The organism is Inhella sp., from assembly GCF_041912635.1.
In the GTDB taxonomy this organism is placed as follows: domain Bacteria; phylum Pseudomonadota; class Gammaproteobacteria; order Burkholderiales; family Burkholderiaceae_C; genus Inhella.
Genome location: NZ_JAYRMO010000041.1, coordinates 19,714 through 46,480 on the forward strand (window position 1 = coordinate 19,714; position 26,767 = coordinate 46,480).

The 26,767-nt window shown below is 69.6% G+C and carries 28 protein-coding genes and 1 pseudogene; 14 read left to right on the forward strand and 15 right to left on the reverse strand.

The genetic code is table 11. The annotated features are described in order from the left end of the window. Nucleotides 1–19: 19 nt before the first annotated feature. On the reverse strand, nucleotides 20–1,621 hold the full coding sequence (locus ACE3QP_RS19430) for a hypothetical protein (protein ID WP_374438390.1): 1,602 nt from the start codon (nucleotides 1,619–1,621) through the stop codon (nucleotides 20–22). A 167-nt stretch (nucleotides 1,622–1,788) separates the two neighbouring features. Further along, nucleotides 1,789–2,007: a hypothetical protein gene (locus ACE3QP_RS19435; protein WP_374438392.1), complete on the reverse strand. Its 219-nt coding sequence runs from the start codon at nucleotides 2,005–2,007 to the stop codon at nucleotides 1,789–1,791. 149 nt (nucleotides 2,008–2,156) lie between these two features. Between ACE3QP_RS19435 and ACE3QP_RS19440 the strand changes: the two genes are divergently transcribed. Then, entirely contained in the window at nucleotides 2,157–2,639 is a 483-nt protein-coding gene (locus ACE3QP_RS19440) for a hypothetical protein (RefSeq protein WP_374438393.1), read from the forward strand. Nucleotides 2,640–2,646: 7 nt separating this feature from the next. Here ACE3QP_RS19440 and ACE3QP_RS19445 read toward each other — a convergent pair whose 3' ends face one another. From ACE3QP_RS19445 to ACE3QP_RS19460, 4 genes are all read right to left on the reverse strand, one after another. Further along, nucleotides 2,647–4,767 carry a putative bifunctional diguanylate cyclase/phosphodiesterase gene (locus ACE3QP_RS19445; protein ID WP_374438395.1) on the reverse strand — a complete coding sequence of 707 codons (2,121 nt, stop codon included), beginning with the start codon at nucleotides 4,765–4,767 and terminating at the stop codon, nucleotides 2,647–2,649. A gap of 103 nt (nucleotides 4,768–4,870) precedes the next feature. Beyond that, nucleotides 4,871–5,557 carry a substrate-binding periplasmic protein gene (locus ACE3QP_RS19450; RefSeq protein WP_374438397.1) on the reverse strand — a complete coding sequence of 229 codons (687 nt, stop codon included), beginning with the start codon at nucleotides 5,555–5,557 and terminating at the stop codon, nucleotides 4,871–4,873. A gap of 107 nt (nucleotides 5,558–5,664) precedes the next feature. Further along, on the reverse strand, nucleotides 5,665–6,624 hold the full coding sequence (locus tag ACE3QP_RS19455) for a LysR family transcriptional regulator (protein ID WP_374438398.1): 960 nt from the start codon (nucleotides 6,622–6,624) through the stop codon (nucleotides 5,665–5,667). 68 nt (nucleotides 6,625–6,692) lie between these two features. Continuing rightward, nucleotides 6,693–6,992 carry a DUF4148 domain-containing protein gene (locus ACE3QP_RS19460; protein WP_374438400.1) on the reverse strand — a complete coding sequence of 100 codons (300 nt, stop codon included), beginning with the start codon at nucleotides 6,990–6,992 and terminating at the stop codon, nucleotides 6,693–6,695. Nucleotides 6,993–7,214: 222 nt separating this feature from the next. Between ACE3QP_RS19460 and ACE3QP_RS19465 the strand changes: the two genes are divergently transcribed. Next, nucleotides 7,215–7,640: a PH domain-containing protein gene (locus tag ACE3QP_RS19465; RefSeq protein ID WP_374438401.1), complete on the forward strand. Its 426-nt coding sequence runs from the start codon at nucleotides 7,215–7,217 to the stop codon at nucleotides 7,638–7,640. Between the two features lie 26 nt (nucleotides 7,641–7,666). Here ACE3QP_RS19465 and ACE3QP_RS19470 read toward each other — a convergent pair whose 3' ends face one another. After that, nucleotides 7,667–9,130, reverse strand: coding sequence for a S41 family peptidase (locus ACE3QP_RS19470; RefSeq protein ID WP_374438403.1), 1,464 nt, complete (start codon nucleotides 9,128–9,130; stop codon nucleotides 7,667–7,669). 161 nt (nucleotides 9,131–9,291) lie between these two features. Between ACE3QP_RS19470 and ACE3QP_RS19475 the strand changes: the two genes are divergently transcribed. Both ACE3QP_RS19475 and ACE3QP_RS19480 read left to right on the forward strand, forming a co-directional pair. After that, a complete protein-coding gene (locus ACE3QP_RS19475; protein WP_374438404.1) occupies nucleotides 9,292–10,038 on the forward strand; it encodes a glutathione S-transferase family protein in 747 nt (248 codons plus the stop codon). Then, nucleotides 10,035–11,177, forward strand: coding sequence for a dienelactone hydrolase family protein (locus ACE3QP_RS19480; RefSeq protein WP_374438406.1), 1,143 nt, complete (start codon nucleotides 10,035–10,037; stop codon nucleotides 11,175–11,177). Before ACE3QP_RS19475 ends, ACE3QP_RS19480 begins: the two co-directional genes overlap by 4 nt. Nucleotides 11,178–11,185: 8 nt before the next feature. On the opposite strand, the gene ACE3QP_RS19485 is transcribed toward ACE3QP_RS19480, so the two are convergent. After that, a complete protein-coding gene (locus ACE3QP_RS19485; RefSeq protein ID WP_374438408.1) occupies nucleotides 11,186–11,446 on the reverse strand; it encodes a hypothetical protein in 261 nt (86 codons plus the stop codon). Nucleotides 11,447–11,734: 288 nt separating this feature from the next. Between ACE3QP_RS19485 and ACE3QP_RS19490 the strand changes: the two genes are divergently transcribed. After that, nucleotides 11,735–12,664 carry a M14 family metallocarboxypeptidase gene (locus ACE3QP_RS19490; protein WP_374438409.1) on the forward strand — a complete coding sequence of 310 codons (930 nt, stop codon included), beginning with the start codon at nucleotides 11,735–11,737 and terminating at the stop codon, nucleotides 12,662–12,664. On the opposite strand, the gene ACE3QP_RS19495 is transcribed toward ACE3QP_RS19490, so the two are convergent. Next, a complete protein-coding gene (locus tag ACE3QP_RS19495) occupies nucleotides 12,646–13,227 on the reverse strand; it encodes a flavodoxin family protein (RefSeq protein ID WP_374438411.1) in 582 nt (193 codons plus the stop codon). The genes ACE3QP_RS19490 and ACE3QP_RS19495 overlap by 19 nt on opposite strands. A 147-nt stretch (nucleotides 13,228–13,374) precedes the next feature. Between ACE3QP_RS19495 and ACE3QP_RS19500 the strand changes: the two genes are divergently transcribed. Next, nucleotides 13,375–13,746 (forward strand): helix-turn-helix domain-containing protein, encoded by a 372-nt coding sequence (locus ACE3QP_RS19500; protein WP_374438413.1) that lies wholly within the window; start codon nucleotides 13,375–13,377, stop codon nucleotides 13,744–13,746. Between the two features lie 39 nt (nucleotides 13,747–13,785). Here the strand turns inward: ACE3QP_RS19500 and ACE3QP_RS19505 are convergent, their stop codons facing one another. Both ACE3QP_RS19505 and ACE3QP_RS19510 read right to left on the reverse strand, forming a co-directional pair. Next, nucleotides 13,786–14,061, reverse strand: coding sequence for a hypothetical protein (locus tag ACE3QP_RS19505; RefSeq protein WP_374438415.1), 276 nt, complete (start codon nucleotides 14,059–14,061; stop codon nucleotides 13,786–13,788). Between the two features lie 135 nt (nucleotides 14,062–14,196). Continuing rightward, a complete protein-coding gene (locus ACE3QP_RS19510) occupies nucleotides 14,197–14,961 on the reverse strand; it encodes a DUF3667 domain-containing protein (protein WP_374438417.1) in 765 nt (254 codons plus the stop codon). 171 nt (nucleotides 14,962–15,132) lie between these two features. Between ACE3QP_RS19510 and ACE3QP_RS19515 the strand changes: the two genes are divergently transcribed. The 4 genes from ACE3QP_RS19515 to ACE3QP_RS19530 all read left to right on the forward strand — a co-directional run bounded on the left by ACE3QP_RS19515 (nucleotide 15,133) and on the right by ACE3QP_RS19530 (nucleotide 19,413). Further along, nucleotides 15,133–17,202, forward strand: a complete 2,070-nt coding sequence (locus tag ACE3QP_RS19515; RefSeq protein ID WP_374438418.1) for a hypothetical protein — start codon at nucleotides 15,133–15,135, stop codon at nucleotides 17,200–17,202. Between the two features lie 123 nt (nucleotides 17,203–17,325). Continuing rightward, nucleotides 17,326–17,715: an STY0301 family protein gene (locus ACE3QP_RS19520; RefSeq protein ID WP_374438420.1), complete on the forward strand. Its 390-nt coding sequence runs from the start codon at nucleotides 17,326–17,328 to the stop codon at nucleotides 17,713–17,715. A 133-nt stretch (nucleotides 17,716–17,848) separates the two neighbouring features. Then, entirely contained in the window at nucleotides 17,849–18,730 is an 882-nt protein-coding gene (locus ACE3QP_RS19525) for a hypothetical protein (RefSeq protein WP_374438421.1), read from the forward strand. A gap of 77 nt (nucleotides 18,731–18,807) precedes the next feature. Beyond that, nucleotides 18,808–19,413 (forward strand): hypothetical protein, encoded by a 606-nt coding sequence (locus ACE3QP_RS19530; RefSeq protein WP_374438423.1) that lies wholly within the window; start codon nucleotides 18,808–18,810, stop codon nucleotides 19,411–19,413. 75 nt (nucleotides 19,414–19,488) lie between these two features. Here the strand turns inward: ACE3QP_RS19530 and ACE3QP_RS19535 are convergent, their stop codons facing one another. Then, on the reverse strand, nucleotides 19,489–19,800 hold the full coding sequence (locus tag ACE3QP_RS19535; RefSeq protein ID WP_374438425.1) for a hypothetical protein: 312 nt from the start codon (nucleotides 19,798–19,800) through the stop codon (nucleotides 19,489–19,491). A 162-nt stretch (nucleotides 19,801–19,962) separates the two neighbouring features. Between ACE3QP_RS19535 and udk the strand changes: the two genes are divergently transcribed. The 4 genes from udk to ACE3QP_RS19555 all read left to right on the forward strand — a co-directional run bounded on the left by udk (nucleotide 19,963) and on the right by ACE3QP_RS19555 (nucleotide 24,583). Then, a complete protein-coding gene (gene udk / locus ACE3QP_RS19540) occupies nucleotides 19,963–20,604 on the forward strand; it encodes a uridine kinase (protein WP_374438427.1) in 642 nt (213 codons plus the stop codon). A gap of 159 nt (nucleotides 20,605–20,763) precedes the next feature. Beyond that, nucleotides 20,764–22,356, forward strand: coding sequence for an FG-GAP repeat domain-containing protein (locus ACE3QP_RS19545; RefSeq protein WP_374438428.1), 1,593 nt, complete (start codon nucleotides 20,764–20,766; stop codon nucleotides 22,354–22,356). Between the two features lie 91 nt (nucleotides 22,357–22,447). Beyond that, nucleotides 22,448–23,665, forward strand: coding sequence for a trans-acting enoyl reductase family protein (locus tag ACE3QP_RS19550; protein ID WP_374438429.1), 1,218 nt, complete (start codon nucleotides 22,448–22,450; stop codon nucleotides 23,663–23,665). Between the two features lie 111 nt (nucleotides 23,666–23,776). Next, on the forward strand, nucleotides 23,777–24,583 hold the full coding sequence (locus ACE3QP_RS19555; RefSeq protein WP_374438431.1) for an alpha/beta fold hydrolase: 807 nt from the start codon (nucleotides 23,777–23,779) through the stop codon (nucleotides 24,581–24,583). Between the two features lie 171 nt (nucleotides 24,584–24,754). On the opposite strand, the gene ACE3QP_RS19560 is transcribed toward ACE3QP_RS19555, so the two are convergent. The 3 genes and pseudogenes from ACE3QP_RS19560 to ACE3QP_RS19570 form a co-directional block, all read right to left on the reverse strand. Beyond that, complete coding sequence (locus tag ACE3QP_RS19560) at nucleotides 24,755–25,345, reverse strand: NYN domain-containing protein (protein ID WP_374438433.1); 591 nt, start codon at nucleotides 25,343–25,345, stop codon at nucleotides 24,755–24,757. A gap of 167 nt (nucleotides 25,346–25,512) precedes the next feature. Further along, entirely contained in the window at nucleotides 25,513–26,442 is a 930-nt protein-coding gene (locus tag ACE3QP_RS19565) for a hypothetical protein (protein WP_374438435.1), read from the reverse strand. A gap of 120 nt (nucleotides 26,443–26,562) precedes the next feature. Then, nucleotides 26,563–26,767: pseudogene (locus ACE3QP_RS19570) on the reverse strand (hypothetical protein); the annotation flags it as partial.

Below are 26,767 nucleotides of genomic sequence, written 5' to 3' on the forward strand. Positions count from 1 at the left end.
AGCCCCGCCCGCCCGGGGCCTACTTCTCCTCCGCGATCTCTTTCACCACCAGGGGCAGTTCGCTCTTGGGCACCACCAGCAGCCACACCGGGTTCCACACATAGGCCGCGCACATCACGCCGGGCGGGGCCGGGCGGGTCTGCACCGTCACTTGCAGGCTGCCGTTCACCGGCGCCACGTCCAGCACGTTCGCCGAGGCACAGGGGCTCAGCGCGGGCCAGACGATGGCCAGCACCATGTGGCGCTCGAAGTCGATGACGTCGTCGGACTGCGGCTCGGCCGGCACGAAGCGCGACTTCTTCCACTCGGCCCAGGCCGCCTCGCTGCGGATCACCGTCTGCTCGGGCTTCAGGCCCACGGGCTGCAGCGGCAGCGCGATATGGCTCAGGCTCTGGAAGGACGCCACGCGCACCGTGAAGCTCAGGTTCACGTTCGGGAAGTCGTCGCGCTGCGCGCGCAGCGTGTAGACCCCAGGCTTGGCCGGCGCGGTGTACTCGCCGTCCAGGGTGACGCTGCCGCCGTCGGCATCCAGCACCTTCCAGCTCACCGGCGGGCGGATGTAGGCGTAGCCGGGCTGGTAGTTGAAGCGGGCATGGAACCAGTGCTTCTGGCCGGGCATCAGCACCACGGCGGAGTCGCTCGGCTCGATGGCCAGGCGTGGTTCAAAGGCTGTGACTTGCACGGTGACGGTGGCGCTGACCTGCGCGAAGTCGTCGCGCTGCACCTTCAGGTGGTAGGTGCCGGCCTGGTTGGGCGCGGTGTAGGTCCAGCCCTGGCCTTCATTGCGCAGCGTGCCGCCGTCGGTCTCCACCACGCTCCAGCTCAGCGGCGGGCGGATGTAGCGCACATTGGGGGGGTAGTTCAGATCCGCCACCAGGGGCAGGGACTCGCCCACGCTCAGGCTCAAGGTGCTGCTGCGCACGTACAGCTCGGGCTTGAAGGGCTGCGGGTCGGGCAGCGGGCCCTTGGTGGCCAGCAGCTGGTTCAGGGCGGCGAACTTGTCGGCCGGCAGGCGTTCCTGCAGGCGGTCCAGCACCTGGTCGTGCGGGTCGCTCGAGGCCGCACCGGGCTGCGCCGCCTTCAGCGGGCTGCGCACGAAGCTGGCAATGCCGCTCGCATCCACCGTACCGTTGAGCAGGCTCACCACCTGGCTCTGCGCGGCGGCCAGCGCATCGGGCTTGAGGCTGGCGGCCAGCTGCGGCGAGAAGCCGTCGAACACCTGCGCGGCGGGCAGCTGCGCGGCGCGCGTCAGCAGCAGCTCGGTCAGCGGGGTGATGTTGGCCACGGCGGTGTTGCCCTGGTCCTGCGTGACGGTGTGCAGCTGCAGGCCGGCGGCATTGCGCACGCGCAGCACGCAGGGCAGCTGGGCACCGGTGAGCTGCAGGCTGTAGCTGCCGTCGGCGGCCGTCTGCGTCTGGCCGGTACCGGCCAGGCATTTGGCCTGCACGGTGGCATTGCCGAGCGCCGTGCCCACGGCGGCGGTGCCGCTGATGGCCAGCGGCCGCGAGACCGCGGGGGCGCCGGCTTCGGCGGCGCCACCACCGCCACAGGCGGCCAGCAGGGCCGCACTACCGCCCAGCGCCAGGCCAGCGGCCCAGCGCGAAAGCAAGGGGTATTGCATAGGGGTTGCTCCACAAGAGGGGCGTCTAGGCGCCCCGTTCAAGCCTCCCTCGTGGAGCAGTCAAGCCGCATCCCGAGGACTGGCCGGAATCCTATGAAGCGTGCCCTTCCCAGGCATCCGCGGACTGTCGGGGATTTGTCTTGAATTTGTAGCGACGTGCGCCGGCCTCAAAGACCCATGCGTTCGGTTTCAGCCCAGGCGCTCTCCAGCGCCGGCAGATCCAAGGCCTGGTTGCGCGCCTGGCCGATCGTCTGGTCGTACAGCAGCTCCGCGGGCGGCGGTGCCCAGCTCACCGAGGGCAGAGTCTCGGAGAAGGCAAAGCTCATGGACAGGGCGTGCGAACGGCTGTCGTCGGCGCTGGAACGGGCAAGCAGGCGATGGGGCATGGTGGCTTTTCTGGGGGTGTTGCAAGAGCGGCGCAAGGCTATCCAGGGCCTGGCGCGGCCGCCATACGGGGCCACCCCGCGCGGCGTGATGCGGATCACGGCGGGCTGCAAATCCTGCGCCGCGGGGGCGGCACGGACAATGCCGGCCCATGGACAACGAACACGACGAACCGGCGCTGGTGCAGGAAGCGCGCCGCTGGCGCGACAAGGGCTGGACGGCCCAGGTCATCAAGAACGAGGACGACGAGGGTTGGGCCGTGGCCATGTACCTGGACGGCCAGTCCGAACCCGCGCTGGTGGGGCCCTGGACCATGGGCCGCGACAAAAAGAACCCCAAGCCGCTGGACAGCAGCGCCTTCAACACCCTGGTGAAGACCGCCAGTGAAGTGATCCAGCGCCACGAGCAGCAGCTCAAGGCGCAGCTGCACAAATCGCTCTACGTGGCGCAAGACGGCGAGTGGCTGAAGATCAGCCTGGAGATCGTGCCGCTAGAGGACGAGCCCTACGCGCTGCTGCGCGCCGAAGACGGCGCCGGCAAGCAGCTGGCCGAAGTGCGCGTGCCGGCCGAGTTCCGCTTCACCAAGGCCGCAGCCGAGGCCTGGGTGGCGAACGGGTTCGAGCGGCCGCGCTGAGCGGGCTCTACAAGCGGGCCTGCAACCACGCTTCCAACTCCGCCGCCGGCATCGGCCGCGCCAGCCAGTAGCCCTGGAAGGCGTCGCAACCCAGCTCGCGCAGCACGCGGGCCTGGGCCTCGGTCTCCACGCCCTCGGCCACCAGCTGCAGCCGGCAGCCGCGCGCGATGGTGACGAGTGCGGCCACCAGGGCGCGGTCTTCGGGGCGCTTGGCCAGTTCGTGGATGAAGCTGCGGTCGATCTTCAGCTCCGAAATGGGCAGGCGGCGCAGATAGCCCAGGCAGGAGTAGCCGGTGCCGAAGTCGTCGATGGACACGCCCACGCCGAGCGCGCGCAGCTGGCTGAGCTGGTCGACCGCGCGGCGGTCCTGGCGCTCGTCCAGCATCAGGCGCTCGGTCACTTCCAGGGTCAGGGCCGTGGGCGGCAGGCCGGTCTGCGCCAGCAGGCGCTGCACCTGCTCCTGCAAATCGCCATGCAGCAGGCGCGGCGGCGAGAGGTTCACCGCCAGGCTGGGCAGGGCCAGGCCCTGGGCATGCCAGCGCGCCAGCTGCTGCACCGCAGCCTCCAGCACCCAGGCGTCGAGGGCGACGATGAGGCCGCATTCCTCGGCCACCGGGATGAAGCGGTCGGGCGGAATCAAGCCGCGCTGCGGGTGCGGCCAGCGCAGCAGCACCTCCGCACCGAGCACGCGGCCGTCCTGCAGGCTGCACTGGGGCTGGAAGTGCAGGGTGAAGCCGCCGTGGGCCAGGGCCTCGCGCAGCTCGCCTTCCATCCAGGCCTTTTCCTGCAGGGCCTGGGCCTGTTCCTCATTGAAGCCGCGTGCGGTGTTGCGGCCGCTGAGCTTGGCGGCGTTGAGCGCGATGTCGGCGTGCTTGAGCAAGGCGTCGAGCGTCTGGCCATCGTGCGGGAACAGGCTGAAACCCACGCTCAGGCCCAGGCGCAGCTGCTGGCCGCGCTCCAGCACCAGGGGCTCGGCCGCCAGCGCGCACAAGCGCAGGGCCTCGCGTTCGGCGGCGGCGCGGTCGGCGCCGGGCAGCAGCACGACGAATTCGTCATCACCCAGGCGCGCCAGCGTGTCCAGGCCCGGCAGGGCCTGCGCCAGCCGCGCGCCGATGCGGCGCAGCACCTCGTTGCCCACCGCATGACCCTGCAGTTCGTTGACGGCCTTGAAGCGATCCAGGTCCATCAGCAACAGGGCGCCACCCTGGGCCGCCGCAGCTGGCGCACGCAGCACGGCCTCGGCACGCTGCGTGAAGCGGGCGCGGTTGGGCAGGCCGGTGATGTCGTCGCCATAGGCCAGCTGCTCGATGCGACGCTCGCGCTCGTCGTGCTTCAGGGCCACGCGCACCATCTGGCTGCAAGCCTGCACCAGGTGGCGGTGGTAGTCGGCCACCGGCACTTCCTCGCGGTAGTAGAGCGCGAAGGTGGCGCCCACGCGCCCCCACGTGTCCATCAGCACCGGGGTGGACCAGCAGGCCGCCAGGCCGATGGGCAGGGCCAGCTGCTTGTAGGGCGCCCACAGCGGGTCGGTGGCGATGGAGCGCACATCCACGGGCTCGCGGCGCCAGGCGGCGGTGCCGCAGCTGCCCACGGCGGGGCCGATGGCCAGGCCTTCCAGCGCCTGCGTGTAAGCGGCGGGCAGGCTGGGGCCGGCCAGGGGGTGCAGCCGGCCTTCGGCGTCGACCGCCAGCACGCTGCACACCAGCTCGGGTGCCAGGGCTTCGACCTCGCGGCACAGCAGGTCCATCACCGCGCGCAGGGGCTCGCCGCCGGCCACGGCACCGAGCACGGAGCGCTGCAGCGCGTCGATGGCCAGGCGCTCGGCCACCGGCAGGCTGCCCAGCAGGCTGAGCATGCACAGGCCGTCAGGCGCCGGATCGGCCTGCACCTGCACCACCAGCGGTTCGCCGCCCGGCGCGCCCAGCTCCAGCGACAGCACGTCGGCAAAGCCCTCGGCCTTCCAGCGCGCCCAGCGCGCCGGAGTCAAGGCAGGCAGCAGCTGCTCCAGGCGCTCGGGTTGGGCCTCGCCCAGCCAGCCGCGCAGCGTGGCGTTGAACGAGAGCAGATCGCCATCCGCGCCCACCCAGGCCAGGCCGACTTCGCGATGCAGGGTCTCTCGCGCGCTCATCTCCCCTCCGCTCTGCGCTGCCGCCCTGGGAATCAGGCCGGGGCCTGCAGGGGCAGCGGAGCCCAGGATAGCGCGCCCCTTCCCCGCTTCAGGCCCACCGCCGTCAGACGGGCTTGCCCGCCCCCCGGCAGCGGCGGATGGCCTGATCCAGTGGCGCGGCCAGCTGGCGCGGGTCGGACTTCGCCAGGTAGAAGCCGGAGCGCCGCGGCTTGCCCTCGCTCACCTGGTGGCCGGCGGGCCAGATGGCCTTCATGTCCTCGAACAGCGAACGCGGCAGGATGACGGCATCCACCATGTCGCGCACCAGCAGCTTGGCGAGTTCCTCGTAAGTCACGGCGCCCACCACGCGGGCGTAGCCCAGGCCCTGGTGGTCGTCGTGCTGGGGCGAGCCCAGACGGGCGCCCAGGCGCAGGCGTTTGTCTTGCACCTGGATGGGCTTGAGCGAGACCCAGACGTCCGGGTTGTCCCAGCCGGGTTCGCTTTGCAGCAGGCGCGCGGCGCGCTCCTCGTTGAAGCCCATCGGGAAGGCCAGGTCCAGCTGCTGCTCCGCCACCATCTGCAGCACGCGCCGCGTGGGGTAGGCGGACCAGACGATGTGCACATTCAGGGCCTGCTCGACGCATTGCAGCAGCGCGGCCTTCTGCGGCGACTCGACGCGCAGCTCGCCATGCGGGCCCAGCTCATAGCCGGGCAGGCCTTCAGGGGTGCCGCCGCGCAGCAGGGTCTGGCCCGCGGCCGGGCCCATCAGCGCCGCCAACAGCGCGCCGCACCCCCACCAGGAAACACGCATGCCAAGCTCCGCTCGCGCGGCTCAGGCCGCCTGCTCTGTGTCTCCCCGTGGCCCGTTTGTAACCAAGCCGGCACCGGGCGCACAACGGGGGAAGCGCGAAGGGGGCGCTACAGCGCCAGTTCCTTGTGCACATTGGGCAGGCCGGTGGCCGGCCCGCGCGTCTGGCCGCTGAGCGCGCAGTCGAACAGCTTGACGACCCAGTCGATGAACACGCGCAGGCGCGCGGGCACATGGCGGTTGGGCGGGTAGACGAGGTAGAGCGGCGAGACGCCGGCCGACCATTCGGGCAACACGATCTGCAGGCTGCCGGCCGCCACATAGGGGGCGGCCATGAAGGCGCCGGTGCGCGCGATGCCCAGCCCCGCCAGGCCGGCAGCCAGCATGGCCGAGCTGTCGTTTACCGCGATGCCGGACTTGGGGTGCACCTCCACGCGCTCCTTGCCGCGCTCCATCACGTAGGTGAGCCGCTCGCTGCCATGCGCGAAGTAGCTGATGACGCGGTGCGTCTCGTCCTCCAGATCGGAGGGGTGCCGGGGCATGCCATGGCGCCGCAGGTACTCGGGCGAGGCGCAGGCCACGCGGCGGATCTCGCCCAGGCGGCGCGCGATCAGCGAGGGGTCGGTGATGGTGCCGCCGCGGATCGCGCAATCCACCCGCTCGGCCACCAGGTCCACCACGCGGTCGCTGATGCCCAGGTCGATTTGGATGTCGGGGTATTGGGCGCAGAACTCGTGCAGGGCCGGCAGCAACACCAGGGTGGCAGCGGGCGAGGGCACGTCCACCCGCAGGCGGCCGCGCGGGTTGGCCTTGGCGTGGGAGAGGCTGGACTCCAGCTCCTCCACATCGTCCAGCACGCTCACCGCGCGCTCGTAATAGGCCGCGCCCTCGGCGGTGGCGGTGACGCGGCGCGTGGTGCGGTTCAGCAGCAGGGTGCGCAGCTCCTGCTCCAGGGCCTGCACCTGCCGCGTCACTTGCGCCTTGGGCACGCCCAGGGCCTCGGCGGCGCGGGTGAAGCTGCCGGCCTCGACCACGCGCACGAAGGCCCTCATCGCGCTGAACTTGTCCACGTTCGCTCCGGTACGGGGGCGCTAGGCCCCAGGGAGATCGATTGTGCGAGCGCCAGCCGGCGCCGTGATCAGGGCGCGGTCGCGGTCAACGTTTCGCCGCGGGCCTGGGCGATGGCCTGCACGCGCGCCGCGAACTCGGGCGACTGGCGCAAGGCACGGTAGCGGTTCAGGGCGACGCGGTAGCGTTCGCCGCGGAACATCTGCAGGTCGTCCTGCTCGATGGCACGCAGGCCCGAACGCTGGTAGATCTCCAGATCGGCCAGCACCTCGGCGCGGCTCAGCGCCTGCGACTCGCTGCTGGTCTGGGCCATGGCGGCGGTGCTGCCGAGCAGAGCGGTGGCAAGAACAAGGATGCGGGGAGTGGACATGGGAACTCCTGATTTCAAGTCTTGGGACACCCGGCAACCGTGAGGCCTTGGCCTGGGTGAGTGGTTGAAATTCTGGAGATCGGGGCGTTGCAGAAAAAGATGGCGCGCTGCAATCCGTTGTTGCCCGGAATGCAACAAAAGCCGGGCCGGCAGGGTGGAGAGAATGCGCCACCCTGCGTTGGGACAGCGCGGGCTGAACGTCTCCATCTCCAAGGAACACCGATGTCGAGCTATGTCGAGGGCGCGCTGGTCAAAGGCGAAACCATCCTGCACGAAGGCCACCTCAGCCTGTGGGGCCTGGCGCACCTGATCGCGCTGGGCCTCGTCACGCTGCCGCTGTTCGGCCTGGGCCTGGTATTCCTGGTGGCGGCCTACATCCGCTACAAGTCCACCGAGCTGGCGGTCACGACCAAGCGCATCATCGTCAAGCACGGCTTCATCAGCCGCCAGACGATCGAGATCAATCTGAACAAGGCCGAGAGCATCCAGGTCGATCAGGGCGTGCTGGGCCGCCTGTTCGACTTCGGCACCCTGGTCATCTCGGGCACCGGCACCTCCCACGCGCCGCTGGCCGGCATCGCCGAGCCGATGGCCTTTCGCAAGGCCTTCATCGAGGCGCAGGACAGCGGCAGCCGGCGCGAAGTCTGACCCGGCCGCGCCAAGTGCGCCAATCCCTAACGAGCCGTCTGCGCCGCCTGCAGCTGCTGCAGCGCCCAGGCCTGCACCGCTGCGCCATCGTGCATGCGACCCGGGTAGCGGCGCTGCGGCACAAAGGGCTGCTGCGCCGCCTGCTCGCTGACGAAGAAGGCCGAGGGCAGGCGCAGCGTGCCCTGGCCGCTGGGTAGCGGCAGGGGCGCAATCTCGCCGTAGGGCGAGTAGCCCAGCGTGGCCTCGCCCAGCACCAGGGTGTCCGCCGGGCCCTGCAGCATCTGCAGGAAGGCCATGCAGGAACTGAAGCAGCCGCGGTCGATCAGCGCCGCCAGGCGTGGGCCGCCCGGGCGCTGGCGCACCTGGGCACGTAGCGCGTCACGGGCAGCGGGCGGCGCCACCGGACTCAGCGTGGCCACGCGCTCGCCGCGTTGCTGAGCGCCTTCCAGTGCCTGCAGGGCCTCGCGCACCTGGCCGAGCATGTCAGCGGGCAGGTCCGAGCGTGCGGCCAGGCCGCGCAGCATCTGCAGAGTGTCCGGGTGCGCGACAGCCTGTTTGCCGTTGTAGGGCAGCTCAGCCAGTTGGCCACCGTAGGCCTCGCCGTACAAGGCCTTCAGCGCCCGGCCCCCCGGGCTGGAGGCGCCGCCGCCGTTGCCGCGCAGGTCAAACACCACCCACTGCGCCTTTGGCCCCTGCTGGGCCAGCTGGCTGATCAAGGTGTCCAGCGCCTGCGCGGTTGGGGGGTCACCCAGATTCAGGCTGCTGATGGCGGCCCAGAGCACGCCTGGCGCCGGCTGCGTCAGCCCGACAGGCAGGGGTGTGAAGCTGGTCTGCGCGAGCGCGCGGTCCAGCCGCTCCTCGGGCCAGCTGGCGCTGAAGGGCCGCGCCGGCAGCGCCCATTCGCGCAGTGGGCCGTCGGCCAGGCGGAAGCGGCAGCTCCCGGGGGCCCAGCCGAGGTCGTTGTCGAACATCACGCGGCGGGCGAGCTGGCTCAGGCCGCTGGGCATCTCCAAACCCTCCGTCACGCCGGGGGCAACCCGGGCCTTCAGGTAGCTGCCGATCCAGACGCCGTCGCAGTCCAGCAGCTCACTACCCACCGGCGGCAGGTCGGCATCGGGCTCGGCGTGCACCACCTCGAAGCGGCCGTCGACCGCATCGATCAGCAGGCCGTTCCAGCCCTTGAGCTTGCCCACCGTCTGCAGGCCCAGGTGCGGGTCGCCAAAGCCGGCCACGAAGCGGCGCAGCAGCGCGCGATGGTCCGCGGCGCTGCGCACCAGGGGCAGGTCAGCGCGCGCTTGGCGCAGGCCGCGTTCGAGCTGGTTCAGGATGTGCGCATGCCCCAGCACCGCGCCGGCATGGCGCTCGGCAATGGCCTGGGCGGCGAAGTCCAGATCGGTGCGCGCCTGCTCGCGCCAGTCGGGCTCCGCGGCCGCGGCGTGAAGGGCAAGCCCGAGCAGGGCCAGGGTGGCGAAGGGTTTGGCAAGCAGCATGGCGGGAAAGAATCGGAAACCGAGGCGGCATCGTCGGCGCAAATGCCCGGACGGGCGCGGGGCTTGCGATGAAGCGCAGGGGGCGCGGATTGAAGGGCGCCAGTTTCGAGACACTCCGACCCAGCCCGCAGCGCGCGGGCGCGCAACGCAGAACACCTCAAATGGGAGCTCCCTTGATCGTCTACAAATTCGGTTACCCCGCCGGCCACGGCACGCCCGACATCAGTCCCTTCGTCATCAAGCTCGAGACCTGGCTGCGCCTGTCCGGCATCCCCTACGAAGGCCGCACCGGCGACCGCAAGGTGATGCCCAAGGCCAAGCTGCCGGTGGCGGAGATCGAAGGGCGCTTGATCCCGGATTCCGCGGCCATCGTGGCGCACCTGCAGGCGCGCGACCCGCGCGCCCTGCGCGACGCGCACCTGAGCCGGGCCCAGCAGGCGCAGAGCCTGGCCATCCAGGCCCTGCTGGAAGACCGGCTGTATTGGGTCGGGCTCTACCTGCGCTGGTGCGTGCCGGCCAATGTCGAGCGCTACAAGCCGCTGCTGATGGATTACGCGCTGCGCGCCGTGCCGGGCTGGCAGCGCCCGCTCGTCAAGGCCCTGGCCGCGCCAATCGTCAGCGGCCTGGCCAAGCGCATGCGCCAGCAGGCCTGGCAGCAGGGCATCGGCCGGCATGGCCCGGACGAGGTGGTGGCTCAGGGCCTGCAGGGCTGGCAGGCGCTGGCCACCCTGCTGGGCGATCAAACCTATCTGTTCGGCGCCCAGCCCAGCACGGTGGACGCGACGCTGTTCGCCTGGGTCCACACCCTCGCCCGCCACCCCTTCCAAAGCCCGGTGCAGGACTTCGTCAAGGCGCAGCCAAACCTGATGGCCTTTCACGACCGGATCTGGGCACAGCACTGGGCATGAGCAGCAACGCCACCATGATTCGCATCGCCTGCTTCCTCGCCCTGTTCCTGCCCGGCATGGTGGCCCAGGCCATCGAGCAGCCGATCGATCGCCTGATCGAGCAGGCAGCCGGCCCGCACCCGGTGGGCTTTCGCGTGCAGCAGCAGGCGGAGGGCCGCAAGCCCCAGCAGATCCTGAGCTGGTATCCGGCCGCAGCAGCGGGCCGGACGCTGCGCTATGCCGACTACCTCGCCACCCGCCTGACAGCCCTGCGCAACGACCGCAGCGCCGACGAGCTGCAGACCCTGCGCCGCCAGCAGGCCAACCGGCTGGCACAGCGCCTGGGCCCGGCCGCGCAAACCCTGCTGGAGGCACCGATGCAAGCCAGCTGGAACGCACCCCCCGCTGCGGGTGCGTTCCCCGTCATCGTCTACGCGCCCGGTGTGGGTGGCCCGGCAGACGAGAACGCGGAGCTATTGGAATACCTCGCCAGCCACGGCTATGTGGTGCTCTCCAGCGTCGGCATGGGAGCCGATGGCAAGGACGTGGAAGACAACCTGGCCAGCGTGGAGCCGCAGGTGGCGGACCTCCGCGCCTTGATCCGCTTGGCAGAAGCCAACCCGCAGGCCGACGCCCGGCGCCTGGCCCTGCTGGGCTGGAGCTGGGGCGGCATGACGCATCTGTTTGCGGCGACGCAGGAAGCTCAGGTGCAGGCCCTCATCAGCCTGGACGGCACGCGCGAGCCCGCGCTCACCCAGCTCATCGACGTCAAACGCCTGACCGCCCCCTGGCTCTATGTCTCGCGCACGCCGGACACGATCACCCAGCTCAACCGCCGCGGCATCGACACCCGCTTCAGCCTGCTCAACGAAGCCCGGCACAGCCCCGTCACCCAGCTCATCGCCTACCCGCTGCGGCATGAAGACTTCGTCTCGCGCCGCCTGCGCGAGGCGCCGCCCACCGCCTACGACGAGTACAGCCAGGCCGAGGTGCGCCAGGCCTTCGGCATGGTGGCGCTGTACGTGCGCCACTTCCTGGATGCCCACCTCAAGCGCGCGGCGGCCAGCGCCGCCTTTTTGGCGCGCAAGCCGGTGGAAAACGGTGCACAGCCGCACAGCTTGCGGCTTGAGCTCAACGGCAGCCTTGCGCCGCAACCCTGAGAGCGCCCCTAGAGGGCTGCAATGGCCAGGGTTCCCATCAGGGCCCAGGCCGGCATCGTCCACACCAGTGCCGCCACAAGCACCCGCAGCGCAATTCCATGACCCCGCAGTGAGCGGTAGACGAGCCAAGGCACGAGCGTCCAGGCCAGCACGCCCAGCACGCCAATGGCGACCAGGGTGTAAATGAAGCCGTCGGTGAAGTTGCCCATGTCTGCCAGGGCCTCGCTGGAAAGCAGCAGGCCGGGCGCCAGACCGAGCCAGCGGGTCATCAGGTGAAAGCGCCTGCCGGCGGGCCGCACAACCTGCGGCCCCAGGTGGTCCGGTCGGATTGGTAATCGCATCTCCTGGCCGCCTGAATCCGCTGCTGCCGCCGTCTTGGCAGCGCGCATGCCCCACGCGAGCCTGATGCCATGTCGTCCCACTGTGTTCCCCCCTGATGCAAGGGCGCGACCTTAGCGAGCTTCAGGCCGCCCCGCGTGAGCAGCTGTTTCAAGCGCCGGCGCACCCGGCGGCACGCGCAGGAAGAATGCAGACCCGCCTACGGCCCCAGCACCCCCATGCCCCCCACCACCCCCTACCCCATCGGCACCCCTGGCCTACCCTGGGGCGCCGCCGAACGCGCCGCCTGGCTGGCGCGCCAGAGCGTGCAACGCCGCTACGCCGACGACGTGCTGGCGCCACTGCAGGCGCACTGCCCCGCGGGCGCTGAATGCTTTCAATACGGCGAGCTGGACTACCAGGCGCTGGGCCAGGGGCGCTACCCGCTGATGGCGGTGCGCAGCCGTGCGTGGTTGGCCGGCCGGCCCACCGTGCTCGTCACCGGCGGCGTGCATGGCTACGAGACCAGCGGCGTGCAAGGCGCGCTGCTGTGGCTGCGGCGCGATTTCGAGCGTTACGCCCAGGCCGTCAATGTGCTGGTGCTGCCCGCCATCAGCCCCTGGGCCTACGAGACCATCAACCGCTGGAACCCGCTGGCCCTGGACCCGAACCGCCTGTTCAAGGCCGACAGCCCCGCACCCGAAGCGCGCCTGGCGATGGCCTGCGTAGCGGCCCAGGCCCCGCAGGTGGACCTGCATGTGGACCTGCACGAAACCACCGACAGCGACAACAGCGAGTTCGGCCCGGCCCGCGCGGCGCGCGACGGCAAGGCTTTCGAGTGGCACGAGATTCCCGACGGCTTCTACCTGGTGGCCGACAGCGCCCGCCCGGTGCCGGACTTCCAGCGCGCGCTGATCGAGGCGGTAGCCCGTGTGACGCACATTGCCGAGCCCGACCCGCAGGGCTGCATCATTGGCGAGCCCTTGCAGCAGCTCGGTGTCATCCACTACGACATGGGGCCGCTGGGCCTGTGCGGCGCGATGACCGGGGCTCGCCTGCACACCACCACCGAGGTCTACCCCGACAGCCCGCGCAGCACGCCCGCGCAGTGCAACGAAGCCCAGGCGGTCACGGTCAGCCGCGCCATCGATTACCTGCTGGGAAACTGAAAGAAGCGCGCCGCGGCCTCGCGCTGGGCGGGCCGCTCCAGCGCATCGCCCGGGCGGTTGCCATAGGCCACCAGCGCGCCGTGGTACCGCATGCCCATGTAGTCCGCCGTGAGGCGCAGGGTCTGCAGCAGGGGCTCGGCCAGCGCCGGGTCGTCGTCGCTCAGGCAGGTGATCACGGACAGGGTCTTGGCCGCCATGCGGGCGCGGAAATCCACCCCCGGCACGCGCAGCCAGGCGCTCCAGTGGTCGAGGTAGCGCTTGGCGTCAGCCGGCAGGCTGTACCAATAGACCGGCACCACGAACACCAGATGGTCGGCCGCCAGGGTGTGCGCGAGCAGCTCGGCCTCGGGCCCGAGCGGCGCCGCAAACACGGCCCCGGGTTCGTGGCGACGGTCCTCGAAAGGCGGCAGGGGGTGCTGGCGCAGCGACAACCACTCGATCGGCGTGGCCGCAGGCAGATGCGCAGCCGCATGGCGGGCCAGCCGTTCGGCATTGCCGCCCTGGCGTGCGCTACCGAGGATGAAGAGATGGCGCGGAGCGCCCGATGACGGTTTGGACGACATGGGGGTCAGCATCGCGAGGCCGCAGAGGCGCCCCGCTTAAGCGGCAGCAGCTGGGGCGGAATCGGTGCCTGCGCCGACTCCGCTGCCCACAGCACACTGGCAATCCACCAGCGCCGACCATCGTGGAACAGCTCCAGGCTGTTGCTGGTGGAGAGCGTGCTGGCCGACGCAGGCCCCGCACGACCAGCCGGTCCCACCCCCAGCCCCGCCTGGCGGCGCCTGGCCCGCGCCCTGGAGGAGCGCCTGGCCACGGGCTTTGACGAGGTGCTGAGCCTGGAGCACCTGGCTCGGGACTGCGGCACCTCGCCCTTCCATGCCAGCCGCGTGTACCGGTGCATCACCGGCAGCAGCCTGCACCGCCAGCTCAACCGCCTGCGCCTGCGCGAGGCCCTGTTCCGCCTGCCGGACATGCGCGGCCGGCTGACGGAACTGGCCCTGGAGCTGGGCTTTTCCTCACACAGCCATTTCAGCAGCGCGTTCCGGGCCGAGTACGGGCAGGCACCTTCGACGCTGGGCTGAGGCTGCGACAGCGCTGCGCCGCACGGGCGCAGGCACCACTCACTGATGGGCAATGATCTTGGCCATCGCCGCGTAGGTCTCGCATTCCGGCACGCCGCGTGCGCGGTTGCCCTTCACCAGCTTCTCCACGCGCTCGATCAGCTCGCGCGCGCCCTGCTTGTCCTTCTCGGTCTTGAGCGGCGTGGACTTCATGGTGTCCAGCATGGCGTCGGTCAGGTTGCGGCACTGCGCCTCGGTGGGGCCCTTGGACTGGGCGCTGGCTCCAGCGGCCAGCACGGCCAGGCACAGGCCTGCGATCAATGGATGTCCTTGCATGGGATGCCTCGTGGAAGTGGAGCGGCCATGATTCACGAGCGGGCGCTCCAGCGGGAGGCCTGGGCGCCGGCAGGCGATCCAAAAAACATCCAATTCAGCTTAAAAGGTGTGACAAAGCCGCCGATCCCGCGGTATTCAGCGACGCAGCAGCACCCAGGTGAAGCCGGCGATCGCACCGATGAGCACCATGACGAGCACCACCACACCCATGCCCAGCTGGGCGCGCCATTGGGCCGAGGGGCGCAGACCGGGTTCGTCAAAGATCTGCCCCACGGCCCAGGTCTGATAACTGGTGCTGATGATCACGCCGGCCAACCAGGCCGGGCCCACCGCAGCTTGGGCCTTGGGGCCAAGATGCGCCAGCACCCAGAGCAGCGGAAACAGGGGGATGACCATCAGCAAGGTGGTTAGCGCGTTCACAAAGGCGATGGCAACCATGTGCTCGGCCAGATTCCGGCGCCCGCGGCGGAAGAACAGCCAGTTGCCCCATGCCTGCAGTGGCACGATGACCAGCAGCAGCAGCGACATGAAGCGCGTGGCCCATTGCAGTGGGTCAAGGCCGGCGGCTTGCAGACGCGTACCGGTCATGCGACTGATCAGAGGCAGAAAGTCCGCCCGGCTGTAGCAGGCCACGTACAAGCCGACGCACAGCACCAGCAGGGTCAGCGGGTTGAAGTAGCGCACCCGTTGACCGTCCAGGTAGTTGCGCACCGTCTCGCCGGGTGCGCGCAGCAGGCCCAGCAGGGTCGGCCACAGGCCACGGTCCAGATGGAACACCGCATGCGGAATGTCGTGCAACAAGCCCGCGATCGAATAGGGATGCACGGCGCCGGACTGGCCGCATTGACCACAGTAGGGCGCGCTCAGCGGCGCACCGCAGTTCAAGCAACTCGGGCTCATGGCACCGGCCTTCCTGGCAAAAAGGCGCGGATTGTGCGGCAGTGATGGGGCCCCCCAGAGCCTGCGTGGGCCTCCCGTGGCCCTTCTCAGACTCGCCGATGGCCCGTTTGGCCCATGCGCGCAACACGGTCAATTTTTAGAGTGCCTGGCATCGTCACCAAGGACTTTGCAATGCACTCCCGACTGGGCCGCTGGGCCTCCACCACACTGCTGGCCGCCGCCATGGCGGCCGCCCTGAGCGCCTGCGGCGGCGGCGATGAGCGCGCCGAACTGACCCCGGCCGCCGCCGCGCCCACCGCACAGGCCGCCGCCAGCGCCCTGGCCACCGCCGGCAGCGCCCGCCGCCAGGCGCTCGCATCCACCGCCACCACGGCCGACGCCCCGCCCAGCCTGGTGCTCCACGACCCACTGGCCGCTGCCAATCAGTTGATGGACTTCGCCGTCGCCAACTTCCCGCAGTACTTCGCGGGGCCAGCGGCCACCAACTGGCTGGCGCCGTTCGCCTTCCGCCACTACCCGAACACGGGCGTCTACCTGGGCGTCGTGCTGCAAGACGGCCCTTACGTGCGCAATGGCGTCTACGTGATGGGCGGCGCCTTCGGCAACAACCCGGTGCATGTGGGTGCGGTGAGCGACTTCATCAGCCCCAACACCGCCGGCGCGCGCAGCACGCCCGCCGCCGACAAGCTGCAGCTGGTGCAGGGCAGCAGCACCACGCTGCGCGTCAATGTCGAGCGCCTGAGCGGCTTCAGCGGCCCGGTGCAGCTGGCGCTGTCCGGCCTGCCGGAAGGTGTGAGCGCGGCGCCGGTCAGCGTCGCGGCGGAGGCATCTTTTGCCGAGTTCACCCTGGTCGCGCAGCCTGCCGCCCCTCACACCCTGCCCACCGCCATCCAACTGACCGCCCGTGCCACCTTTGGCGGGCCGGTCACCACCGGGGCCACCACCGGCGCGCTGGAGGCCATGGCCAGCACCCCCCTCACGCTGACCGTGCGCGGCGTGGCCGGCGCGGTCGACACCTCGTTCGGCGGCGGCACGCAGATCACGCCAGTGGCCAGCAGCGAGGACTATGCGCATGCCGTGGCGCTCCAATCGGACGGCAAGATCCTCACGGTCGGCACCACCGCCATCAACACCGGCACGGTCGTCGCCCTGACACGCCACCTGCGCGACGGCGGCCTTGACCCCAGCTTCGGTAACGGTGGCAAGGTCATCACCCAGGTCGGCGCGCGTGGCGACAGCGCCCGCGCCGTGGCGGTGCAGGCCGACGGCAAGATCGTCGTCGCCGGCTGGACCGATGCCACCGGTACCGACGCCAATTTCCTGGTGCTGCGCTACCGCACCGACGGCACGCTCGACCCGGGCTTTGCCGACGCCGGCCGCTTCATCCTGCCGACCTTCACCAACGCCGGCGCCGGCAACGGCACCGACCGCGCACACGCCGTCGCCATCCAGGCGGACGGCAAGATCGTCGCCGCCGGCACCACGCTCACCAGCACCAGCACCACTGGCCAGGACTTCGCGCTCATCCGCCTGAACGCCGACGGCACGCTCGACGCCAGCTTCGGCAACGGCGGCAAGGTCGTCACGCCGATGGCGCCGAGCAGCGGCGGCGACATCGTCTACGCGCTCGCCCTGCCGGTCATCGACGGCCAGCAGCGCATCCTCGCCGTGGGCGGCGAAGGCGATTTCCTGGCCGCCCGCTACCTGCCCAACGGCACGCTGGACGCCAGCTTCGGCAATGGCGGCAAGGTGGTCGGCCTGTTCGGCCGCAACATCGGCGCCGCGCGCTCGGTGGCGCTGCTGCCCGGCGGGCAGATGGTGCTGGCCGGCGGCATCTACAACGACTTCGCCGCCGCCCAGCTCACGCCAGCCGGCACGCTGGACGCCAGCTTCGGCCAGGGCGGCCTCGTCACCGTGCCGGTGAACCCGGCCAACTGGGACAACGCCACCGCCGTGGCGCGCCAGGCCGACGGCAAGCTGCTGCTGGGTGGCTGGAGCTACCGCGACAACAGCTCGGCCGGCGACTTCGTGGCCCTGCGCCTGCTGCCCAGCGGCGCGCTCGACACCCAGTTCGGCGAAAACGGCATCGCCATCCGCCCGGTAGCGGCTGGCACGCGCGGCGACAACGCCCGCGGCATGGTGCTGCAGAGCGACGAGCGCGTGCCCACGGTGCGCGCCATCCTGGGCGGCGAGGTGAGCGGCAGCAACAACGACTTCGGGCTGCTGCGTTTGTGGTTGTGAACGGCCCTAGAGTGCCCGCACCTGCATTCGCACCGCCCCTCCATGCCTGAGCTTGCCCGCCCCAACCCCCGCACCCCCCTGAGCCCTGATGGCCGGTGGCTGCCCGAGGCCAGGGCGCGCCTCGTGAGTCGTTGGCACGGGCCTGCCACCCTGCTGGCCCTGGCCGCACCGCTGCTGGCGTTGGCCGATACGACGGCCTCGGTCTCCGTCTGCCCCATCCAGCCGGGGAAGGCCCTGCGCCAGGTGACCGTGTTCGACGGCCCGCCGGAGGAACTGGCCTCGCTGGTGCCCGAACCCGATGCGCAGGGCCGCGACAGCTGGCCGCTGGCCTACGTCTACCAGGCCGGCCGCCAGGTCTGGGTGCACTGCCAGTACCAGGGCGAGGCCCGGCGCGTGCTGCAACTGCCCGAGCCCGTGCGGCACTGCCACTTCCTGCCCAAGCGGCGCGGCCAGGCCGAGGCCCAGCTGCGCTGCACGCCGGTGGTGGCGGTGGTGGAGCGCAAGGCCGAGTAGGTCCGGGCAAGCTCTGGGGCCCGCGGCGGTGCGACCTTATGCCGCCTTCCCGCCCCAGCGCGCGCGGTGAACCAGCGGCCCACGCGCAAGCAGAACTAAGCTGGCAGCCCTCGCCCTGCCTGCCGCCTGCGTCATGGACTTGCCCTTCTCGCTGCCCGCCCTGTCTCTGCTCCTGCTGCTGCCGGTCCTGGCCCTGCTGCTGCTGGTCCTGCGCAGTGCCTGGGTGCTGAGCCGCCGCTTCGACAGCCGCCTGCTGCGCGTGCAGCCGCAGCCGCTCTGGGATGGCGCCGCCACCCAGGCCGACCCCGCCCTGCTCGCCGCGCTGCAGCACTGGTGCCAGGAAGGCGCCGGCCCGGCCAACCGCCCCTGGTGGCGGCCCTGGGGAGCGACGGCCTTGCAGCGGCCGCTGGCGGTGGGCCTGTGGCTGGACCCGGAAGCCCGCCATGCCGCCACGCTGGAGGCCGCCTGCCGCAGCCTGGACGGCACGCCGCGGCTGCAAGCGCTCAGCGGAGCGGCCGGTCTGGGGCTGCGCCTGCGCGTCAAGCTGAACGACCTGTGCTGGTGGCGCAGCCACCAGGCCGACGACCCCTGGGACTGCGGTTACCTCAACTACAGCCCCGAGCACCGCGCCCTGCTGCGCGCCTTTCAGCCCCGCCGTGCCACGCTGATCGTGTTCGACCCGCTGCTGTCCGTCGCCCTGCCTGAACTCGTGGCCGTGCTGCTGGAACAGGCCCCGCGCACCCAGGCGCTGCGCCTGCTGGTGCAGGGCCCGATGGAGTGGGAAGCCCCGCTGGTGCGCGCCTGCCAGGCCGCCGGCCTGCCCTTGCAGGTGTTCTGGCCCGGCCCCACCGACTCCCAACCCGAGACGTTCACCGACCCCGCCCAACTGCTGGACGACGACGCCGACTACGAAGCGCGCGCGCGCGGCTTTGCACCGACCGTGCCGGCGGGGTTCGACGAGACCGCGCCCGGCTCGGGGCCGGGGTTTGCGCCGACGCAGCCGGCTGAGCTCTGAACCGTCCGATCCAGATGCCCAGGCCCCTGCAGCTGCCCGTGAGCCGGGCGGCACCCGCGTGGCTAGGAGCCTTGCTGTTGGCCGCCACCCCATTCGTGCAGGCGCACGAATCCTGCCGGGCACTGAACCTGCGCGCCGCGCAAGACTGGGGAGAAGCGGTGCCCTGCTACTGCGGCGCCAGCCTGTCCCGAGTGCGCGCCAGCCTGCCCGGCACGCTCAAGGTGGTGGCTGCCTGCCGGATGACCTGGGACCAGGGGCCCGAAAAGGGGCGCGTGCTTCGGCCTGCGGTGGATGCACTGGACCTCGATCGCTACGACGCGCACGGCAACTACCCCGAGGGGCTGGTGTTCCTGCGCGGACAGGTCCAGCTGGAAGGCGTGGTGCGTTTCACCGACGAGAGCGCCTCGTTCTCAGCACCGGACCAGGTTCGAGAGGGCGGTGGCCGCTCCGTGCTGGCCAACAACTACCTGTATCGCAGCCTCTACTTTACGGCCGAACAGGAAGGGCAGCTCAAGCCCCCACGGCCCCGCCCCGGCGAAGCCTGGTGCCAGACCCGCCGCGCCACGCTGCGCTTCACGGACTTCCGCATTCGCATCGTCGACACCGACGCCGATGGCAGCACGCCGGGCCGGGTGGAGGTGCTGCGCCTGGGGCCGCTGCGGCCCTGCAAGGACGCTCATTGAGCCCGTCTGCGTTCAGAGCGCAGGGCCGGCTGGAGGGGGTGGCAGCAGATGGGCGGGCGGCCCCCGCCCAGCGCCTCAACCCGGCGCGCGCGTGAACAGCTTGGCGGCGCGGCCCTTGAGTTCCAGCAGCTCGCTGGCGGTGATGGAGTAGCGGCCGCTGACGGCATCGGCCTCGACGCGGAATTCCACCTCGCGCGAGCCGTTGCTCAGGATGCCAACGGTGAACTCGTAGTCCTCGTGCGCGGCGGGCACGCCCTGGGTGGCCACGTCGTAGTCCTCGTAGCGCACGTTGCGGATCTCGCCGCAGGCCAGGTCCAGCTCGCCGCTGGCGCGCACCTCGCCGTCGCTGAGTTCGTCAATGATTTGGATGGGAAGCTTCAGGTCCATGGCCGTATTCGCGTCAGTTGGGGGGATGGGGGCCAAGACTTGGCGGGGGCGCATTCTCGGGGAAGTGCCGGGTGAGGCCCGAGTGCCGTGGCGGCAGCAGAGCCGGGCGCGCAAGTCGGCTTGCGAAAATCGCCACTTTTCCGCCCCCAGCACCCGCGCACCATGCCCAAGACCCATCACAAACCCTTCGTCATCGGTGTCGCCGGGGGCAGCGGCAGCGGCAAGTCCACGGTGACGCGCCAGGTGCTGGCCGCCATCGGGCCGGAGAAGGTGGCGGTGGTGATGCAGGACGACTACTACCGCGACCAATCCCATATGCCGCCGGAAGACCGGCGCAAGCAGAACTACGACCACCCGGATGCCTTCGACTGGCCGCTGATGGCCCAGCACCTGGCCGCGCTGCGCAAGGGCGAGGCCATCGAGATGCCGGTGTACGACTTCGCGGCCGACAACCGCTCGCACGAGACCATCACCGTCAAGCCCGCGCCCATCATCGTGGTGGAGGGCCTTTTCGCGCTGTACGACACCAAGCTGCGCAACATGATGTCGCTGAAGATCTACGTGGACACGGCCTCGGACGTGCGCTTCATCCGCCGCCTGCAGCGCGATATTTCCGAGCGCGGCCGCAGCACCGAATCGGTGGTGAACCAGTACCTGGAAACCGTGCGCCCGATGCACAAGCAGTTCATCGAGCCGACCAAGCGCAACGCCGATGTGATCCTGCCGCACGGCGCCAACGGCCCGGCGGTGGACATCATCACCACCAAGGTGATGAGCTTGTTGCGGGAGATGGGGCAGGGCTGAGCCCTCGGCCCGGCGGGCGCGCTTCAGGAGTAAGCGCTCTGTACGCCGCCCGGCGATGCGGGCAGACTTCTCCGGAGCCCCAGCCGGTGTCTGGGGTCACTAGGCCTGCCGATGCCCATCGCCCTCTGGCGCAGAAGAGTCTGCGCAGGTTTGCTGGCCATGCCGCTTTGGGGGCCGTGCGCGCACGCCGCCGAGACGCAGAGCAGCGCCCGCCTGCCGGTGTCCGATGCCCCCACGCTCGTGCATCCCGAATTCGCACGGGTCACCTTCCTCGAAGGGCTGCGCATGTCCATGTCCGGAACCACCGTGGTGCCTGGCATGGACGGGCGGCAGCATCTCTTTGTCTTTCCCACGCTTTTCACCAGCCCGACCCTGTTGCCCGGGCTGGAGTTCGTTTCCGGTGCGGAGGGGCGCTTCGAGTTCTCCCGCTTCCTGGACTCGATGCGCCTCGGGCTGGCCCGTGCCCAGGCGCGCGTGAATGCCAAGGCGAGCGGGCAGCGCCAGTTCGTGCTGGTGGACCATGGCCCCGAAGTCGGGCCCGACCCGGGAACCTGGACCCATGGCTATGTCTGGCTGGCCACCGATGCGGGGCAGGGCTTCCAGTTTCAGAACCTGTCCAACTACCGGGCCTTCAACCATTCGGTGGTGGTCAAGGACATCACCGGCGACGGCCTGGACGACATCGTGGTGGGCACCATGGGCGACCGGGCCGATCACCAGGTCTGGCCGCAGCGGCAGATGGCCGCCTACCAGCAGACCCCCGGCGGGGGCTTCGTGCAGCAGCTGAACTTTGCGCCGGCGGCGGGTTGGGACGGCACCGGCGCGGTGGGGGTGGCCGACCTGGATGGCGACGGCCGGCCGGAGGTGATTCAGGCCGCTTACATCAAGCCCGGCGATCCGCGCTGGGACTGGGGCGCGCTGCGCGTCATGCAGAAGGACGCCGCGGGCCTCTACAGCCAGGGCCAGGTGATGGCCCGGGAGGGGCTCTTTGACACCATGGGCGTCACCGAAGTCCACGCTCTCGACTACGACCAGGACGGCCTGGTCGACCTGGTGCTGCGCTTCGAGGGCCCGGTCTGCGGGCCGGACGGCAGCTGCATGGGCGGTACGGGCCTGGAGATCTACCGCAACCTGGGCGGCCTGCGCCTGCAGCGGATGACCGACACGCTGCTGCCCGTGTACGCCTGGCCGAACGACACGCTGCAGGTGATCGCCCTCGCGGTGGCGGACGTCAATGTGGATGGCTATCCGGATCTGGTGCTGCAGGTGGCCGGCGGCAGCAAGGTCCTGGACGGACGCAAGATCCACGCGGCGGGCTTGCTGCTGCTGAATGACGGCGGGGCCGGCTTTGCGGCGCTGGGCGCAGCACCCAGCACGGAGCTCAGCGTGGCCTCGGATGAGCAGGCGCCCGAGTACCTGCGCTTCATGGGCTCGGACAACGGCCTGACGCGCTGGGTGGGCTTCACCAGGAACTTCGCCCCCGTGGTGGTCGAGATCGGCCTACCCGCCGCGCAAGGCGGTGCCGACTGCGTCTTCGGCTGGGCCGAGCGCAACTACCCGCAGCTGTTCTCCGCCCCCAAGCCCGTGCCCGGCCTGTACCAGTCCTACTACTACCGCTACTACGAAACCACCCAGAGCTACCTGGCGCAGTCCCTCACCGACCACCACCTGTACTACCTGGCGCCGGGAACGGGGGGCGCGATCGTGGATGTGGGCCCGCAGGGCAAATGGAAGCGCCTGGCCGGGTGTTAGATGGGAAGGGATTGAGGGGAAGTGGTCAGATGCCGCCTTTGAAGGGGGTCGGACTCAAGCCTCCTGCCGCCCCACCCACTCAGGACTCCCCATGAACCCAGACTTCGACCTGATCGTCTTCGGCGCCACCGGCTTCACTGGCCGCCTGGTGGCCGAGTACCTGCAAGCCCGCGGCACCACCCGCTGGGCCATGGCGGGCCGCAACGCCGCCAAGCTGGCCGCCGTGCGCGACGAGCTGGGCCTGCCCAAGGACCTGCCCCTGCTGCAGGCCGATGCCGGCGATGCGGCCGCGCTTCGGGCCCTGGTGGCGCGCACCCGGGTCGTGATCAGCACCGTCGGGCCGTACCAGCTGCATGGCGAGCCCTTGGTCACCGCCTGCGCCGAGGCCGGCACCGACTACGTGGACCTCTGCGGCGAGCCGCTGTGGATGGCCCGGATGATCGACAAGCTCAGCCCGCTGGCGCAGCAGAGCGGCGCGCGCATCGTGTTCTCGTGCGGCTTCGACTCCATCCCCTTCGACCTCGGTGTGGTCTACCTGCAGGCCCAGGCGCAGGAGCGCTTCGGCACCCCGTTGCGCGAGGTGCGCGCGCGCGTGGCGCGCATGAAAGGCGCGGCCTCGGGCGGCACGCTGGCCAGCATGATGGAAACCTTCGAGGCCATCCGCCGCGAACCCGCGCTGGGCCAGCAGATGAGCGACCCCTTTGCCCTGACGCCCGGGTTCAAGGGCCCCGCCCAGCCCGACGACCAGGGCGCCGCCCTGGACGATTGGGCCGACCGTTGGACCGGGCCCTTCGTGATGGCCGCCATCAACACCAAGAACGTGCACCGCAGCAACGCCCTGCGCGGCCACCCCTGGGGCCAGGACTTTGTGTACAGCGAAAAGATGCTCACCGGCCGCCCCGGCGCGGCCGACAAAGGCGCCAAGAAGGCCCAGGCGCTGGCCCGCATGACCCGCTGGCAAAACCGCGTGCTGGGCTTCGGCCCCGCGCGCGCCCTGCTGCGCCGCTTCGTGCTGACGAAACCGGGCGATGGCCCCGACAAGGCCGCCCGCGAGGCCGGCCACTACGAGGTTTGGTTCAGCGGCAAGAGCGCCTCGGGCAAGCTGCTGCGCGCCGTCGTCAAAGGCGACCGCGACCCCGGCTACGGCTCCACCTGCAAACTCATCAGCGAAGCCGCGCTGTGCCTGGTGGAGGACATCCCGCGCAGCGCCACCCCCGGTGGCGTCTGGACCCCGGGCAGCGCCATGGGCCTGGCGCTGGTGCGGCGGCTGCATGAGCGGGCCGGGCTGACGTTTGAGATGGCCGCGTAGGGCCAGCAAGGCGCCGAGCGGATGGGTAGGGCGGGGTGAAGGGCAGCCCCCGAAGCTCACGGCGCGCCTCACGCAGAATTCGCTCGCCCATCCCCCTCGGAGCCGACTGCCATGAGTGCGACCCGCCGCCAAGTTTTCAGCCGTGGCCTGGCGCTGGGCACCGCCGCGGCCACCCTGCCCGCCGCGGCCGCGTCCGCTCGCCGCCTGCACTGGGTGCTGGTGCACGGGGCCTGGCATGGCGGCTGGTGCTGGCGCAAGCTCGTGCCGCTGCTGGAGGCGCAGGGTCATCGGGTCTGGACCCCGACGCTGACCGGTCTGGGCGAGCGCGCCCACCTGCTCAGCGCGGACGTGGACCTGCAGACCCATGTGCTCGACGTCAGCGCCCTGCTGGAGATGGAGGATCTGAACAACGTCGTGCTGGTCGGCCACAGCTATGCCGGCATGGTGATCACCGGAGTAGCCGACCGCCTACCCGAGCGTCTGATGGGGCTGATCTACCTGGACGCGTTCCTGCCCGACGCCGGCAAGGCGCTGCGCGACTACACGCCGGCCCGTGCGCCGGCCGCGCCCGCGGCCAGTGACGTGCCGCCACCGGTGCGGGACTGGCGCGTGCCGCCGCGGCAAACGGCGAAGGAGTTCGGCATTCAGGACGAGGCCGAGGCCGCCTGGGTGCAGGCCCGGCTGCGGCCGCAGTCGGCGAAGACCTTCGTGCAGCCGCTGCCGCTGCGCGACGGCTTCCCGCACGGCATCCGCCGCGCCTACATCCGCTGCACCGACGACGCCTGGTTCATCGAAGCGGCGCAGCGTGCCGGGCGGCAGGGCGCCACGGTGCGCGAACTGCTCGGCCATGGCCACGACGCGATGTGGACCGCCCCCGCGGCATTGGCGCGGCTTCTGAGCGAACTTAGCGCGGCCTAAACCGCTTCTCCATCCGCGCGAGGGGGAACCGACAAGGCGAGAGGGGACGAGAAGGGGCGCGAGCCTTTAGCTTGAAGCCCTTCAAACCAGAGGCCTGACTCTGGCGTCCGTGCAGCGCGCCGTGCCCCAAAGCGCCGGACGCTTGTGACTGCGTGTGAGCCAGGGGCTGGGCTACGGGGTCTTGCCTGTTGCCCTGCTCCCCTCGGCATCTGAAGGTGACGCCGACCCAGCCGCCTCTACCCCCACCAGGCTCTCGTAGTACCTGAACTCGTGGCAGCTTCGGGCCCAGTGCCGGTTGGTGTTCGGCCGCGTGCCTACCCCAATCAGCCGGCGCCCGGCGGCCTTGATCTTCTGGGCCAGCGGCATGAAGTCGCTGTCGCCGCCAATGACGATGACGGTGCCGATATGCGCGAAGCGGGCGAGGTCCTCGGTGGCGTCCAGGCACAGGCGAATGTCGGCGCCGTTCTTGGTGGACGCCCCCGGCGGGAAGAGCTGGATCAGCTCGATGGCGTTTTGCAGCAAGGCATCGCGATAGCGGCTGAAGTACTGCCAGTTGCCGAACGCCCGGTTGATGGCGATGGGTCCGAAGGAGCTGGCCAGATCGACCAGCGCCTGCACATCGACCAGCGGCTCCTGCGGCCTGAAGCGGATGTCGGGGTTGGCATAAGCGCCCTCGCCCTGCTTGGCCTCCAAGAGGCCGGCGTGCAGATTCTCGAAGTCCCAGTAGAGGGCGACCGAGCGGCCGGTGTCGTCGTGGATCAAGCGGGGCTCCCGGCCTGGTGTTTTGACCATGCTACGGGGTTCGGGCTGGCGGGCTTGAATCAGGGCGCTGCGGTCAAGGGGCACGGAGGGGCGCCGTGGCCTTTGGTTTGAAGGAGTTCGGATTTAAGGCCTGCCCGCCGCAGCCCTTGTGCCGAGGCCAATGCAGTTCATGGCTTCAAAGTTGCGCGCATGAAAGCAGGATATGCACGCAAGATTTTCAAACGCGTAATGCCGCAAATATCTCTCAACGACTGCTTGTCGTCGTCGCGACACGTAACTGTCAGGAAAATTTCTGCGCTATCAGCCTTGCGTGGAACTTTTACAGCCTTCAAGCCCGTCTTTAGTGACTCGGTCGGATTGTAGGTTTCTATGATTGTCTCTGTGGCGACTTGTATTTTCATGTCAGCGTTTTCGCTGATAAATATCTGGGTTATAGAAAAGGCTTTCTGGCATTCTGATTTTGTTTGGCATGCAAATTTGGCGTTTTGGGCCGCAGTTTCGAGTTCGGTCAAGAGTTGAACACGTTGCCGCTCCGCCTCGGCTCGCGCATCCGATTCTCGCTTCTGCTTTTCAGCGAAAAGACGATCTTGCTCTTTGCGAGCTTGGTCCATCCGTTCTTGCTCCTCTGCGGCAAGTTGCTCGCGCTCCTTGCGCGCGGCTTCTAGTGCCGCTTCTCCGTTCGCGGCTACCCAGTCCAGGTTTTCTTTGGCTCTTAGATAATCCGCTGGTGACGCAACGACTTTGAACATTGCCAATCGCTCTCGTTCATACCGCAGGCCTGCTTCGTTTCCATGTTCTGAAATGGTTTTCAGTAGGTTTTCCTTGGAGAATGTTTTGAGGCCCGCCATCAAGATGTGTTGGTGTCGATTCACTAAAGCCAGAGATTGCGCCTTGTCAGCTTCATTCTTTGAAACAAACCCATCCTCAAGAAATCTATATGCGGCATCCCAGTCCTGACGAGAGATGGCGGACTCGCCATTTTTGATATAGAGCACTGCAGTAGGCGCCTTCGTTGCGCAACCAGGCAAGAGCGAGGCAAACAAAACAGCCGATAGCACCGACAGTGGCTTCACTCGAAGTGAGTATTTCTTATGCACTCTGGTTCGCCTTCCTAATGACTATTAAAAATAGATGATTCCTTATCTGGCGGCAGCAGCTTTTCAACCAGCGGCTTAGTCGTCACACGGCTAGGTTGTAATTAGTCGGCCCTGAACAACTCAGTTCGCGCCGACTGGCACCATTGGGTCGGGCGCTAATCGCGAGCTGAGCAGGCACTCGGCCAGTGTCACGACGCTGAACAAGGCCAGCAAAAGCACCCGCAGGTGCGCCAGGATCAGCCGCAGGTTGTGCCCGGCACCGCACAACAGCGCGTGCATCGCGTCGCCCAGGCTGCCCTTGAGCCAGTTCCGGCGCAGCAACCCG